14 protein-coding genes are annotated in these 14,825 nt (G+C 54.6%); 11 read left to right on the forward strand and 3 right to left on the reverse strand.

Annotated features, from left to right (window positions below; genetic code table 11):
• Nucleotides 1-67: 67 nt before the first annotated feature.
• From rplU to ACMAZB_RS03050, 5 genes are all read left to right on the forward strand, one after another.
• Complete coding sequence (gene rplU, locus ACMAZB_RS03030; RefSeq protein WP_435219350.1) at nt 68-379, forward strand: 50S ribosomal protein L21; 312 nt, start codon at nt 68-70, stop codon at nt 377-379.
• Between the two features lie 12 nt (nt 380-391).
• Nucleotides 392-649, forward strand: a complete 258-nt coding sequence (rpmA, locus tag ACMAZB_RS03035; RefSeq protein ID WP_435214340.1) for a 50S ribosomal protein L27 — start codon at nt 392-394, stop codon at nt 647-649.
• Nucleotides 650-755: 106 nt separating this feature from the next.
• Nucleotides 756-1,958, forward strand: a complete 1,203-nt coding sequence (gene cgtA / locus ACMAZB_RS03040; protein WP_435219351.1) for an Obg family GTPase CgtA — start codon at nt 756-758, stop codon at nt 1,956-1,958.
• The gene (gene proB, locus ACMAZB_RS03045; protein WP_435219352.1) at nt 1,955-3,082 is read left to right on the forward strand and encodes a glutamate 5-kinase; all 1,128 of its coding nucleotides are present in this window, start codon (nt 1,955-1,957) and stop codon (nt 3,080-3,082) included. Before cgtA ends, proB begins: the two co-directional genes overlap by 4 nt.
• Entirely contained in the window at nt 3,079-3,933 is an 855-nt protein-coding gene (locus ACMAZB_RS03050) for a ZIP family metal transporter (protein WP_435219353.1), read from the forward strand. Before proB ends, ACMAZB_RS03050 begins: the two co-directional genes overlap by 4 nt.
• Before the next feature lie 11 nt (nt 3,934-3,944).
• Here the strand turns inward: ACMAZB_RS03050 and hemH are convergent, their stop codons facing one another.
• The gene (gene hemH, locus ACMAZB_RS03055) at nt 3,945-5,027 is read right to left on the reverse strand and encodes a ferrochelatase (protein ID WP_435219354.1); all 1,083 of its coding nucleotides are present in this window, start codon (nt 5,025-5,027) and stop codon (nt 3,945-3,947) included.
• Nucleotides 5,028-5,220: 193 nt separating this feature from the next.
• Here hemH and ACMAZB_RS03060 point away from each other — a divergent pair, with 193 nt between their 5' ends.
• The 6 genes from ACMAZB_RS03060 (at nt 5,221) to ACMAZB_RS03085 (ending at nt 13,070) form a co-directional block, all read left to right on the forward strand.
• The gene (locus ACMAZB_RS03060; protein WP_435219355.1) at nt 5,221-6,387 is read left to right on the forward strand and encodes an acyl-CoA dehydrogenase family protein; all 1,167 of its coding nucleotides are present in this window, start codon (nt 5,221-5,223) and stop codon (nt 6,385-6,387) included.
• A 14-nt stretch (nt 6,388-6,401) separates the two neighbouring features.
• Complete coding sequence (locus ACMAZB_RS03065) at nt 6,402-7,604, forward strand: acyl-CoA dehydrogenase family protein (RefSeq protein WP_435219356.1); 1,203 nt, start codon at nt 6,402-6,404, stop codon at nt 7,602-7,604.
• 11 nt (nt 7,605-7,615) lie between these two features.
• Nucleotides 7,616-8,737: an acyl-CoA dehydrogenase family protein gene (locus tag ACMAZB_RS03070; protein WP_435219357.1), complete on the forward strand. Its 1,122-nt coding sequence runs from the start codon at nt 7,616-7,618 to the stop codon at nt 8,735-8,737.
• 68 nt (nt 8,738-8,805) lie between these two features.
• Nucleotides 8,806-10,200, forward strand: a complete 1,395-nt coding sequence (locus ACMAZB_RS03075; RefSeq protein ID WP_435219358.1) for an ABC1 kinase family protein — start codon at nt 8,806-8,808, stop codon at nt 10,198-10,200.
• Entirely contained in the window at nt 10,197-11,510 is a 1,314-nt protein-coding gene (locus ACMAZB_RS03080) for an ABC1 kinase family protein (protein WP_435219359.1), read from the forward strand. The genes ACMAZB_RS03075 and ACMAZB_RS03080 overlap by 4 nt, the downstream gene beginning before the upstream one ends.
• A gap of 39 nt (nt 11,511-11,549) precedes the next feature.
• On the forward strand, nt 11,550-13,070 hold the full coding sequence (locus ACMAZB_RS03085) for a cryptochrome/photolyase family protein (protein WP_435219360.1): 1,521 nt from the start codon (nt 11,550-11,552) through the stop codon (nt 13,068-13,070).
• A gap of 198 nt (nt 13,071-13,268) precedes the next feature.
• Here ACMAZB_RS03085 and ACMAZB_RS03090 read toward each other — a convergent pair whose 3' ends face one another.
• Nucleotides 13,269-13,430: a DUF2256 domain-containing protein gene (locus ACMAZB_RS03090; protein ID WP_435214359.1), complete on the reverse strand. Its 162-nt coding sequence runs from the start codon at nt 13,428-13,430 to the stop codon at nt 13,269-13,271.
• On the reverse strand, nt 13,430-14,731 hold the full coding sequence (locus ACMAZB_RS03095; RefSeq protein ID WP_435219361.1) for a DASH family cryptochrome: 1,302 nt from the start codon (nt 14,729-14,731) through the stop codon (nt 13,430-13,432). Before ACMAZB_RS03095 ends, ACMAZB_RS03090 begins: the two co-directional genes overlap by 1 nt.
• Nucleotides 14,732-14,825: the final 94 nt, after the last annotated feature.

Here is a 14,825-nt window from a genome sequence, read left to right on the forward strand (position 1 = left end):
GCTCTGCCCCGCTGCTTTTTCGGCGGTTTTTAATTTTGCGAGCCGGCTAACTACGAGGAAAAGTCGAATGTATGCAGTGATTGAGAGCGGTGGCAAGCAGCACCGGGTTGAAGAAGGCGAAGTGCTCAAGTTGGAAAAGCTTGAAGTCGCGACCGGTGACACGATCGAATTTGACCGTGTGTTCATGGTGGGCGCGGGCGCAGACGTCAAAATAGGCGCGCCGTTGGTAGAAGGCAGCAAAGTGACTGCTGAGGTGGTGGCCCACGGTCGCCACGCGAAAATCCGTATTGTGAAGTTCAATCGGCGTAAGCACTACCGAAATGAGACTGGCCACAGGCAGTGGTTCACTGAGGTTAAAATTACTGGAATAACGGGCTAATAGGAGGCTTCCATGGCACATAAAAAAGCAGGCGGTAGTACTCGCAACGGTCGCGATTCAGAAAGCAAACGGTTGGGCGTCAAGGTGTTTGGTGGTCAAGAGATCAGCGCAGGCGGTATTATCGTTCGACAGCGCGGCACAAGGTTTCATGCCGGTGATAACGTTCGGGTAGGCAAGGACCACACCTTGTTTGCAACGTCGGCCGGTAAGGTCGAGTTCTATGTCGGGGGTCCTCGAAACCGCAAGCAGGTTCGGGTCGTCAGCGCGTAGGTACAGCGACCACATGGTGACATAAAGCCTCGTCAGCTGACGGGGCTTTTTTGTTTTAGGCTGCTGTACAAAAATTGCAGCAGCGCACATCCCGGAGGGATGACTCATGAAGTTTGTCGATGAAGCAACCATCGAAGTTTTTGCCGGGAATGGTGGCGGTGGCTGTGTCAGCTTCCGACGGGAAAAATATATTCCTTTTGGCGGCCCTGACGGTGGCGACGGTGGCGACGGGGGTAGCGTAATTTTATTGGGGGACGCTTCCCTCAATACGATGATTGACTACCGCTACACGCGAAAGTTTAGGGCAGAAGCCGGCAGCTCAGGTAAAGGTCGCAATTGCACGGGTAAGGCGGGGGAGGACCTGACGCTTCCCGTTCCTATTGGTACCACCATACTCGATGAAGATACGGGTGAAGTGCTGGGCGACATTCGAGAGGCTGGGCAGGAGTTGCTGGTTGCTCAGGGCGGATTTCACGGTTTGGGTAACACGCGGTTTAAATCTAGTGTCAATCGCTCGCCTCGACAGTCGTCTCCAGGGTCAGCAGGGGAAAATCGCCGATTGAAGTTGGAGCTCAAGGTTTTGGCTGACGTGGGGTTGCTGGGCTTGCCCAATGCGGGAAAATCCACGCTGATTCGTGCGGTATCGGCGGCCACTCCTAAAGTTGCCGATTATCCCTTCACGACGCTAATACCCAGTTTGGGCGTTGTTAAGGTGGACAGCTACCGCTCCTTTGTTGTGGCAGACATACCTGGGCTAATAGAGGGTGCGTCTGAGGGTGCTGGACTAGGCATACGCTTTCTCAAGCACCTAACAAGAAATCGCATTTTGTTGCACTTGGTCGACATCGCCCCCCTTGATGAGAGCGACCCCTCAGAGGCGGCGGTGAGCATTGTCCGCGAACTGGAGCGTTTTAGCCCTACCTTGGCGTCACGCCCTCGCTGGCTGATTTTGAACAAAGTGGATTTAATCGACGAGACGCTGCTCGCCGAGCGAAAGGCTGCTGTGCTTTCTGCTTTAAATTGGACCGGCCCTGTCTATGAAATCTCGGCGTTGAGCCGTGAGGGTACCAGACGGCTCAGTGGCGATCTGATGACCTACATTGAAGACCTCAACGAGACGCTTGCTGCAGATGATGCGGCAATGCAGGCCGAGCGCGAGGCTCAAACGGCAATGCAGCAAGAAGCACGAGAGCGCATCGAAGCGCTGCGCAGTGCAAAAAGGGATGAGAGTCGCGCCCAAAACAGTGAGCAAGTTGAAGACGACGATGACGATGGTGACGACGGGGTGGCTGTGGAGTACCGTCTTTGATCACAGATGATCGCCAGGTCTTGCTGACCGCGCGCCGCTGGGTCGTTAAAGTGGGAAGTGCCTTACTCACCGCTGATGGGCGACGTCTCGATAAAGGCGTTATTCACGGCTTGGTTCAGCAGCTGATCACTTTGCGAGAGCGCGGCTGCGAGGTGGTGTTGGTGTCCAGCGGTGCTGTCGCAGCTGGGGCGGTCCGGCTGGGGTTTGAAGATCGCCCGGAGGATCTCCACTCGCTGCAGGCTGCCGCGGCGGTAGGGCAGTCAGCACTGATTCGCAGTTACGAAGAGGCGCTGGCCCCTCAGGGTATTACCACGGCTCTCGTTTTGTTGAGCCACGCAGATATTCTCGCCAGAGACCGTTACCTCAATGCGCGTGGGACACTGGGGCGCCTGATTGATTTGGGTGTCATCCCGGTTGTGAACGAAAATGATTCGGTAGTGACCGATGAAATACGCCTTGGGGATAACGATACGCTGGCAGCACTCGTGGCGAATTTGATAGACGCCGATGTGTTGCTGGTGCTAACGGATCAAGACGGGTTATGTGACGCAAATCCTCGCGAAAATCCCGACGCCGCGGTAATTCCAGCCGCGGAGGTTGATGACCCCAAACTCGATAAAGTGGTCGGCGAGGGTGGCCAGTTTGGACGCGGCGGTATGGTGACCAAACTCAACGCTGCTCGGTTGGCAGCGCGATCAGGTGCAGTTACCGTGATTGCCAACGGGCGCATGCCTGAAGTCATTCCCAAGGTGGCCGCGGGGGAACAATTGGGTACCTTACTCAGCACCCGGCAACGGCCGCAAAGCGCTCGAAAGCAATGGCTCGCTAGCCTGCTCCACATTCAGGGTCGTTTAGTACTCGATGCGGGTGCGGCTGCCGTTGTGGCTGCCGGGGATAAGTCACTCTTGCCCATCGGTGTTACAGCCGTCGAGGGCGATTTTGTGCGGGGTGATCTGGTGGCCTGCGTGGATAGTGAGGGGCGTCAAATAGCTCGGGGTCTGGTCAACTACAGTGCCTCAGAAGCGCATCAACTGCAGGGTAAGCCGTCCAAGGATATACCGGTGATTCTTGGCTATGGTGGCGACTCGGAAATCATTCATCGCGACAATATGGTGAGTTTGTGAGTGCCGCAATGGTGTTGTTGCTAATCTATCTGCCCGCTATTTTTGCGGTCAGTATCTTAGGTGGGTGGGTGCCCCGTCGCTTCCACATGACACACACCCGGACGCAGCTGGTGATGAGTCTGGTGGCGGGCTTGATGTTAGGGGTAGCTTTTTTCCATCTTATCCCCCACGCGGCACTCGCTAAAACGGCGGGCGTTGATTTTGCCATGGCTTGGGTAATGGCAGGACTGGTTTTTATGCTGGTGCTGCTGCGGCTATTTCACTTTCATCAGCATGATTTCGACGAATCCCATGCGAACTGCGGTGAGGGCGTGGCCAATGCCCACAGCCATGGACACGCCCATGATCACAGCCATACCCAGCCTCCGGGCGGGCCCTTCACTTGGATGGGGCTGTTGTTGGGTTTGGCAATTCATACCCTAGTGGACGGGATTGCCTTAGGCGCCGTGATGCGAGCAGGGACCGGGTCTGATGCTGGTATTTTAGGACTTGGCGTTTTTCTGGCGATATTTCTGCATAAACCTCTGGATGCCTTATCGATTGAAACGGTCCTTGCGGCATCTGGCCAATCTCCCCGCCGCAGGCATTGGATCAACCTCATATTTTCGCTGCTTTGCCCAGTGGCGGCGGTGATATTTTGGTACTCCGTTGAGCTGTCACCCGCTGACGGTCGAATACTGGCCGCGGCCCTGGCTTTCTCTGCGGGTGCTTTTATCTGTATAGCGTTGGGTGATTTGTTGCCGGAAATCCAATTTCACAGTCACGACCGGGGCAAATTAACGCTGCTTTTTATTCTGGGAATCGCGATCGCTTGGGCAATTGGCGTCGTCGAACCTGCCCACATCCTCTAGACGTGTCGTGATTAGCGGCTAGCTCCAAACGCGCCGGCCTCTGAGCGCGTTGTTTGGGCGTCGTAGGCGGGCTCCTCCCAGCCATTCAATTCCCTCTGAATACGATCGGTCAGAGCATCGAGGTGCTCCGTGCTGGCATTCAGGCAGGGAATATATTCGTAGCGCTCTCCTCCTGCCTCGAGGAAATAATCACGATTTTCCATGCCAATCTCTTCAATGGTTTCAAGGCAATCGGCAGAAAAGCCTGGGCAAACAATTTGCAGCGATTTAACACCCGTCTCCGGCAGAGACTTGAGGGTTTCATCGGTGTACGGCTTGAGCCACTCCTCACGACCGAAGCGCGATTGAAAAGTGGATAAATAATCATCGGCGTTCAAATCTAAAGCTTCGGCAACGAGTCGCGTCGTTTTATGGCACTGACAATGGTACGGATCGCCGTTTTGCAGGTAACGTTGCGGGCTCCCGTGGTAGCTAAATATAAGTTTATCGGCACGTCCATGTTGTTCCCAGTGCTTGCGAATAGACCCCGCGACGGCGGCAATATAACCCGGGTCGTCACAGTAATTTGCGATAAAACGGAAATTGGGTAGCCATCGGCGAGTCACGAAGTCAGCAGCGATCTCATCAAACGTTGACCCCGTGGTGGGTCCGGCATATTGGGGATAAAGGGGGAGTACGACGAGCCGCTGAATGCCTGCACTGAAGAGGTCTTGGAGAACATTGGGAATCGACGGATTACCGTAGCGCATCGCACCGCGCACCATAACGTGATCACCCACTCGGCTTTTCAGTCGTTCCTCGATACCGCTGACTTGATCCATGAGGTGATACAACAGCGGAGAGCCCCGATCAGTCCAAACCTCACTGTAAGCCTCAGCGGATCTTTTTGGACGCGTGTTTAAAATGATGCCGTTAAGAATCAGCCACCAAATGAGCCGGGGCACTTCCACAACCCGGGGGTCGCTCAAAAATTGCTTGAGATAAGGGCGCAGCGCTTTAGCCGTGGGGGCTTGTGGGGTCCCCAAATTGGTGATCAATACCCCGGTTAACGGGGGCGTGCCATGATCATAGTCGGTCGTGCCGCGGTAACTCATCACTTTTCCCGGTTAATTTCTCTACTTCTGGCATACGGTTTGTGGCGCTTCACGGATGCCTGAGGCCGCATATTGTACGCCTGTCTGGGCCTTGGGTTACACCGGCGTGAACCCGTGGTATAAAAACCTACTCAAAATTCAAAAAAACCACACAAGGCCGCGTATCCGCCTTGAGAAAGAGAAACAATTCCCTATGAGTCTCGACTTTGACAGCGCCCAACTCCCCAACCCCAACCTGACCGATTTACATCACGCTTGGAGGGAGCAGCTACGCCGTTTTATTGATGTTGAAATTATGCCCTATGCCGACGACTGGGATGAGGCAGGCGAGATTCCTATTGGATTGTGGCCTAAGGCTGCCGAAGTGGGCTTATTGGGCCTGGGTTACCCTGAGGCCTATGGTGGGACTCCAGATGATGTTTGGCTGGGGCAGATCACCGCAGAGGAGCTGGGACGTGTTGGTGCCGGCGGCATTAACGCGAGTCTGATGGTTCACAATATTGGTTTGCCGCCCATCATCAATTGGGGCTCCCAAACCATGAAGGATGAGATTGCGCCGCCCATACTTCGGGGGGAAGCATGGATTTCCTTGGGGATTACCGAGCCGGGCGGAGGGTCCGACGTGGCTAATCTCCAGACCACCGCAGTGCGCGATGGTGATGAGTACGTGGTTAATGGCTCGAAAACCTACATTACCGGGGGTATGCGCGCGAATTGGGTTTCGACGGCAGTACGCACGGGTGGCGAGGGTGCTGGCGGCGTCTCTATGCTGTTAATCCCGACGAACGCCGAGGGTTTTTCTCGCACTCCTTTGGATCGTAAGCAGGGGTGGTGGGCTTCAGATACAGCCACGCTGTATTTCGATAACGTCAGGGTTCCTGCCAGTCAGCTGATCGGTGAAGAAAATCAGGGCTTTCGAGTAATCATGACGAACTTTAATAGCGAGCGTATGGGCATGGCGATCCACATGGAGGCGGCGGCGAGAGTCTGTATGGAGGAGGCGGTGAGCTGGGCTCGCGAGCGTAAAACCTTTGGCAAGCGTTTAGCCGATCATCAGGTTATTCGTCATAAAATTGCTATGATGAAACAAAAAATAAACGCCACGCAGGCCTATATTCGTGTGTGCAACGAATCCATTGAGCGGGGTGAGCCCAATCCCGCCGATATCGCCTTGCTGAAAGTTCAGGCCAGTGAGGTCATGGAGTTCTGTGCGCGAGAGGCGATGCAGGTGTTGGGCGGTCTAGGCTTCATGCGTGGCAGCCGCACCGAGCGGATTTATCGAGAAGTGAGAGTAAATGCAATTGGCGGGGGGTCTGAGGAAATTATGCGTGACCTGGCGTCCCGGCAGTACGGACTGTAACGAGAGGAGCCAACATGGCTGAGTCTAGAGAAACACTAAAAGCATTTCAGGCCGAGGTTGCGGCATGGATGAAAGAAAATGCCCCGGCCGATCCTGGGTTCCTGCTGCCTTTGAGCTTTTTAGAGGTTGGCACCGAGCAGCAGCTCGATTTTCTCAGGGCATGGCAGCACAAAGTTTGGGAGGCGGGTTTTTTAGGGATGCACTGGCCCACGGAATACGGAGGCCAGGGCGCTGATCCGGCTTATCAAGACGTGGTGGATCGAGAGCTGGCACGATGCAATGCCCCCATCATGTTCAACACCATTGGATTGGGCTGGACGGGACCTCTGTTGCTTGAAATGGGCACCGATGCCGAGAAGGCCAAGTATCTGAAACATATCCTATCCGGCGATGAGATTTGGTGTCAGGGTTTTTCCGAGCCTGATCACGGCTCTGATCTTGGTGCTGTGCAAACGAAGGCGGTTCGTGATGGCGATGAGTACGTCATCAACGGCTCCAAGATCTGGACCACCTTGGGAAACTATGCGGACCATATGATTTTGCTGGCTAGGACAGATCCCACTGCGCAGCGTAAATACGACGGCCTGTCGTTTTTTCTGTCGCCCATGAAGGTGCCCGGTGTCGACGCGGTACCCATCCGTAAAGTGACGGGTGAATATGGTTTCAATCAGGTGTTTTTTACCGACACTCGAATCCCTGCCGATACTTTGATGGTTGGCGAGGGCAAGGGTTGGGGCGTTGCCATGAAAACTCTCGAGTATGAGCGCGGTGTCTCAGCCGGTCAGGCAACGGGTCACTGGATGGTGGCGATTGAAATCGATGATCTCATTAACGATCTGCGAGGGTTCGAACGTGACGGGGCTCCCGTATTTGAAGACCCGGCGGTTCGAGACGAGGCCGTTGGCCTGATTATGGAGGCCAAGGCGTTATCGCTGTCAGCCCGCCGTATGGGCGTGCCGGCCTTAACCAGTGACTTTCCCATGGGCTTACCCCTGTCTTCGAAGTACCGCGGTACGGAATGGGCGAGGCGCATGAAGCTGTTCGGGGCCGCTATGCAGGGTGCCCAGGGAGCTCTCTATGTTGACGACCCCGATGCCCATCGCGGCGGGTTTTGGCAGCGCGCTTATTTTTCCAATTTTGGCGCCACCATAGGCGGCGGAACCTCTCAGGTGCAAGCCAACATTATCGCCGAGCATGTTCTCGGCCTGCCCAAGTAAGGAGATTAGTGATGACATCAGTACTTGGAAATGTATCGCTCAAGTTCAGTGATGAGCAAAGCATGCTCATGGATGTGGCTCGTGGCTTCCTCAATGATAAGGCGCCCACCGATAAAATCCGCGAATTCCTTGAAAGTGATCAGGGTTACGAGCCTCAGGTCTGGTCGGAGATTGTCGACTTAGGTTGGACCGGTATCGCACTGCCTGAAATGGTGGGAGGAGCGGGGCTGGGGATCAGTGCGGTCATTCCCGTTGCAGAGGCTATGGGCCACGCTTTGCTGGGCACGCCTCTCATTGACACCACTTTGGCAGGGCAATTGCTGCTGCGAGCGGGGGGGGCAGAGCAGGAGCCATTGCTACAAGATATCGCTGGGGGTCGCATTGCCACCGTTGCGTTTCTCGACGGAGGTGACTGGGGTGGTGCTAACTTAGGCCTTGAGATGACCAAAGAGGGTGTGCTCAGTGGCAGTAAGACTTTCGTGGGCTGCGGTCACGAGGCCAGCCTTATTTTGGTTGTGGGCCAGTGTGACAACGCTCCCGCCATTGCGGTAGTAGACGCGGCCGATCTAAAAGCGGATGCGATATCGGTCAATACGCTCATTGATCTCACCAAGCGTACGGCGCAGATCGACTTTACCGGAGTGTCAGCTAAAGCAATGCTTACGGGTGAGCGCGTTGTTGCCGCAATCAGGGACTATCGGTTGCTTGGCGCCTTGCTCACGGCTGCTGAGGCCGCGGGCAGTGCGGCACGGTGCTTAGAGGTAATCGTTGATTATTTGAAGACGCGTAAGCAGTTCGGCAAACTTATTGGCTCCTATCAGGCTCTCAAGCATCCCACGGTTGATATCTATTGTGGTGTCGAGGATGCCCGCAGCTTTTGTTATCACGCGGCGTCTTTGTTAGATGCTGATTCTCTGAGCCACGATGCTGAAGTCGCCTGCCGTATGGCCAAGGTATCGGCGGGACAAACCATGTCCTACGCGGGGGACCGCGCGGTTCAGTTTCACGGTGGTATCGGCTTCACGTGGGATTGTGATTCAACGCTCTTCATCCGCCGTGGTCAGTGGACTCATCAGGTCTTTGGCGATGCCATACATCACCGTAAACGTTTAGCCAGCCTGCTGCTTGACTGACCCTGCTTTGTCCGGGGGCAATTGGCGCCCCCGGTAGTCCGCAAACCGCGGCCTCACGTACGACTGCCATGACTAACAACAAACCCATTCGCCGTGGTGCCTTGAGCCGTGGATTAAGCTTGTCCATCGCTGGCGCTCGTGCCGGCGGTGCCTTTGCTTTTGACAGCGCATTGCGCAAGCTCCGGGGTGAGGAAGCGGGTAACAGCGAGCGGTTAGATCGAGAGGCCCAACGCTTTGCGCGAAGTTTGGGTGAACTCAAAGGCAGCTACGTCAAAATTGGCCAGCTGTTTGCCTTATTGGGTGAACACTTTTTACCTGCTCCCCTAACCGCGGCTCTGCATCAGCTCGAATCTCAGGCTCAGCCCCTACCTTGGCGTCATGTGGAGCCGCTGCTACGGGATTCACTGGGGTCTCGGTACAAAGAGCTTCAAATTGAATCCGATGCTCTCGCAGCGGCATCTCTGGCGCAGGTCCATCGCGCTCAAGTCATCGCGACCAAGGAAATGGTTGTCGTTAAGGTCCAATATCCAGACTTGGCTGCGATGTTGGACGAGGATTTCGATGCCGTCGTCAAAATGTTGCGGCTAGCGCGTTGGATTCCAATCAGCCGAGACTTTGATTCCTGGTTACAAACTTTGCGCGCCCAGCTTCATGCAGAAATCGACTACCCAAGAGAAATGGCCGTAGCGCAACAGCTCGCCAGTGCACTCCCTAAATACGACTCGCTGACGGTTGATGGTGTGTCTTTAGTGGTGCCCAATTTTTGGCCGCGTTACTCCGGAAGTCGCTGGCTCACGATGGATTATGTCTCGGGCTTTCAAGCCGGATCATCAGAGGTTGCGGCCCTACCTCAAGCTAGGCGTAACGCTTTGGGGCGGTTAATGCTTGAGCTTTTCTTCGTCGAAGTTTTTGAGCTGGGCCTGATGCAAAGCGATCCCAATTTCGGTAATTACTTGATCAGCGCCGAGGGTGATCAGTTGACGCTGCTAGATTTTGGTTCTGTTATGAGCCTTGAGAAGTCCGTTCAGCAGGCGCTGTGCGACACCATTGTAGCCGGACATTGCAACGACGATGCGGCGCTGTTATCGGGATTACAGCGGTTGGGTTGTTTGAAGGACGATGCTGGCAGCCATGCTCAGCAGACCTTTAGAAATTTTGTGGTGAATTTACTGGAACCGTTACGGCCGCCCTCGGAATTACCGCCGGAGTTTTTGAATCAGTCAGGTGACTATTGTTGGGGTCGGTCGGCACTGCTTAATCGCACCGGCCGCCATGTTGCCAAGTCGGTCACGAGTCGGCAGTTCACGATCCCCAGTGGCGATTTCGCTTTAGTGGCACGCAAGCTGACCGGGGTATTTACTTTTATTGCTGTGCTCAATGCCGAATTCAATGCCTACGACGTGATTGCGCCCTACCTCAACCGTAAGGCTCCTGTGAAAAAACGATCGAGGCAAAGGACATGACCGGAAAAAGTCAGGCCGTACCCCGAGGTCGGGTCCAGCGTTTTGGTAAATTTGCGCGGTTAGCAGGGGGAGTAGCGGGCAATATGCTTACCGAGGGCGTTAAACAGGTCGCCTCCGGTAATCGACCTAAGGCCCGCGATCTTTTGTTGACACCCACGAATGCCCGACGGCTCACCAAGCAGCTCGCTGAGATGCGCGGTGCGGCGATGAAGCTGGGGCAGATATTCTCGATGGATACCGGTGATTTTTTGCCTCGGGAACTGGCCGACATTCTTGCAACTCTTCGCGATGCGGGTTACGCCATGCCCGATACTCAGCTTAGAGAAGTCCTAGCAGATGCCTTCGGCCCGGAGTTTGAGAGCAAGCTCAATGACTTCGATTTTCAACCTTTTGCAGCGGCTTCTATCGGGCAGGTCCATCGTTTAACGACCAAGCAGGGTCGGTCGGCGGTACTGAAAGTGCAGTATCCGGGAGTGCGGGAAAGTATCGATTCTGACGTCGATAATCTTGCCACTCTGCTGCGGGTCTCGGGATTACTACCCAAACATATAGAGATAGCTCCGCTACTTCTGGAGGTCAAGGCGCAGTTGCGTGAGGAGGCTGACTACGAGCAAGAGGCGCGCTACCTCAATGCCTTTGTTCGAGCGCTGGGTGACGACGAGCGCTTCCTCTTACCCAGGGTTATCCCATCTTTAAGTTCGTCTCGAGTTCTCGGTATGACCTATGTTCCAGGGGTTCCCATTGAGGATGTGATTCACGAAGACCAGGAAGAACGCAATCGGGTCATGTCGCTACTCTTTGAGTTGCTGCTGATTGAAATGTTTGAGTTGAGGTTGGTCCAAACAGATCCCAACTTTGCCAACTACCGTTATGACCCAGAGAGCGGTCAGGTTGTTTTGCTTGATTTCGGTGCCTCACGCCGTTTCAAGGCAGCATTTACCGGAGCGTACTTAGACTTGCTAAAAGCGGTGGTGACCCATGACCAAGATGCCATGGCTGAAGCGGCAAACCGTATTGGTTACAAACTGGGGTCCGAAAAGACACCCTATCGCGACACGATTTTACAGCTGGCGACGGTCGTCTTGGCGCCGCTTACACGGGATGAGCCCTACGACTTTGCTATTTCTGAGCTCCCCAAACAGGCAGTGGCCATGGCTGGTGACATACAGCGCTATAAGGAGTTTTGGGAGGCGCCACCCGTCGATGTGGCTTACATTCACCGGAAAATTGCAGGGTTGTTTATGCTGGCCACCCGGCTCAAAGCACAGGTCAATCTCAACCAACTTCTTCTGCCATGGCTGCAAGAATAATGGCTAAAGCAGCGTAATGACTCAGGTCGGATAAACAACATGTCAAACAGTAAACTGATTCTTGTATTGGGCGATCAGCTCAGTTGGAGCAATCCCGCCATAGCGGCTGCCGATCCTCAAACCGACGGCATTATTTTGGCTGAAGTTCGGGAAGAGGCGTCTTATGTACCTCATAATCGTCACAAAATGGTGCTCATATTCTCTGCCATGCGCCACTTCGCTCAAGCCCTTCGAGATCAGGGTTTCACCGTCTATTACACCGAGATTGGGGCGGGGCTTGGCAGCCTTGAGGAGGCCTGCTCGGCGGCACTCAAGCAGCATCCAGCAAAAAGCGTGGAAGTCTGTAGTCCCGGTGAGCATCGATTACTCGCTGCAATGCTCCAGTGGAGTGATCGCCTAGGGGTCCCAGTCAACCTTTTGGAGGACACACGTTTTCTCGCGTCGAATGATGACTTTACAGCTTGGGCTGCAGGTCGTAAGCAGCTCCGCATGGAGTATTTTTATCGGGAGATGCGCAAACGCTACGACCTGCTGCTAGATGATCAAGACCCCTGCGGTGGTCAGTGGAACTATGATGCCGACAACCGGAAAGGGTGGCGTAATCAAGTTCCAATACCAGAGCGTGAGGACGTCCCTCCCGATGCCATCACCCAGAAGGTAATCGACGAAGTGCTTGAATACTTTCCCGATAATCCGGGTGACCTGAGTCAGTTTCGCCTGGCGGTGACTCATGAAGGGGCTCAGGAGCAATTTGACTGGTTTTGCCGTTATACGCTGGCAGATTTTGGAAATTACCAAGACGCGTTGCCGGAGGAGTCGCCCTGGGTATTCCACAGTCTTATTTCGATGTATCTCAACTGTGGCCTTCTTGAACCACTGGCTTTGTGTCAACGGGTGGAAGCTGAGTATCGCGCTGAGCGTTGTTCCCTCGCGGCAGCAGAAGGGTTTATTCGGCAAATTTTAGGATGGCGAGAGTACGTTCGTGGCATTTACTGGTTGTTAATGCCGGAGTACGCCGAGCGTAATACTTTCGATGCCAGACGCCCCCTGCCAGATTTTTTCTGGAATGCTGAGACGGACATGCGCTGCTTACAGCGGGCCCTGAGCCAGTCCCTCGATCTGGGCTATGCCCACCACATTCAGCGGCTTATGGTTATTGGGAATTTTGCGCTGTTGGCCGGGCTCGATGTCCACAGCGTGTGTGCCTGGTACCTAGCTGTGTATGTCGACGCTTATGAATGGGTCGAATTGCCCAACACGTCTGGAATGGCTTTGTTTGCTGATGAGGGTGCGATGGCGAGCAAGCCTTACGCAGCAAGCGGTAAATACATCCAGAAACAGGGTAACCACTGCAAGCAGTGTCGCTATAACCCTGCGAAAATGACCGGAGACGAGGCCTGCCCCTACAACAGTCTCTATTGGCACTTTATTGATCGCAATGCTGATTTGCTTAGCTCCAATCCAAGAATGGGCTTGATTATGGGGAACTGGCGAAAGCGTGACCCGGAAGAAAAGCAGGCCATAACGGCATGGGCAGATACCCTGCTCGAACAGCTGTGAGGTGTTACTGACTTATTTGGTGGCGAGCTGAACCTAAGCCAAGCCTGATTAGCCACTGAAACAACCTAGGTGGGTAAAGCACCAAAGGCCCGGTTACGCGATAACTAAAAAGTCAGAGACGCAGCAGGTAAAGAAACATCATTAGTGGCCGCAAATGTGGGTTCGAATCGACAGAGGGTTGTTGAGGACCATCTGCCGTTAGCTTCTGCTGAGTGCTTTGTGTCGCTGACTTCCGCAGCGTTTTGAGCAGTAGACGACCTCGTCCCAATTGTTCTTCCAACGTGCGCGCCAGGAAAAAGGCAGCTCACAGACCGGACAGACTTTGGTTGGTAAATCGCGTTTTTTACGCATACGAGGCATTAGTGCCCCTCACCAATGGGCCAATCAGCGGCGTCAATGACGTAGTGGGGCTGCGAGGGGCGATCGCCACCCCACTTAGCAGTAAAAATCCCTTGTGGATCCCACTGTCCGGCCTGTTTATCGATATTAAAGTGACGGCCACCACGTGGGTCGCTTCCTACGCCGGCAATGTATTGCCAGTTGCCGTAGTTGCTACCGACGTCATAGTCGATGAGGTGTTTTTCAAAAAAAGCCGCGCCAAATCGCCAATCAACCTTCAGCTCATTGATCAGGCAACTTGCGGCTATTTGTCGGCCGCGATTACTCATCCAGCCGGTCGCTACCAATTGACGCATCAGCGCGTTAACCAAGGGGAAGTTGGTATCCCCGGCACACCATCGCGCAAAATTTCTCGGGTCAAAGGTGTTGCCGAGTATTTTTCCCGAGCCACCGCCAATCTTGAACATTTGTGCGTCATCAACGACGGCGCGCCAGTGGAAAAATTCGCGCCACAGAAGTTCGAAAAACAACCAGTAGGTGGACTCATTGCTCAAGTCTTCGCGTTCAAAGCGGAAAACCTCGTGGGCAACCTCCCGAACCGATAAATTGCCATTGGCTAGCCAGGGCGAAAGCGTGCTGGAGCCGTCCAGCGCATCGAGGCAGTTTCGGGTCTCTTTGTATTGCGTAATTGAGCGGTCATCAAATACGAACTGTCGCAGGCGCCGCAGGCCAGCTGCACGTCCCCCGGGTAGCGGCAGCATGGTTGGCTTCGAGGTATCTGCAGGTGGGATAGCATCAAACTGCGCGGCTGGAGGCGGTGGTAGGGCCTCTGGGGAGGGGCTAGGCCCTCGGACATTGAGTTTCTCGACCGCTCGTCGGAACGGCGAGAAAACCTTCGGTAAGTCTTCTAGTTCAAAAGGCAGGTCAGGCTGCTCAAAGAGGCTGTTGCCTCGATGAACTTGCAGGGGAACGGTCAGTTTTTCATCCAGATAGGCCAAAGTTTTTCGCTCGTAAGAACCGGGAGTAAAGGTGGTGCTGACCTCAGTGATGGCAAACCGAGCGACGAGATCAGGCAGTACTAGCTCTGGAGAGCCTTCAAGCACCATGAGCGCTTGTCCCCGCTCAACGAGCTGTTGATGCAGGTCTTGGAGTGACTCTCGTAGGAAGCGCTCGCGTTGGGCACCCACACCCACCAAGTTGCACCAGGGGCGCGGCTTGGGCATGAGGTAGACACACAGTAGCGAATCGGCCGCCGTATGGCTGGCAATGGCCGGGTTGTCTATTAGGCGCAGGTCGTTACGGAACCAGTGAAGATGGCGCATAGCGTGCTCTTTAAGGGGTTGATGGCGTTACGCCTAAGTGCTCGATTTGGATCGGAGCCGCTGCGCAAGACTAGTTTTTTTGTCGCCAAATTCT

The organism is Luminiphilus sp. nBUS_07 (assembly GCF_051201685.1).
GTDB lineage: Bacteria > Pseudomonadota > Gammaproteobacteria > Pseudomonadales > Halieaceae > Luminiphilus.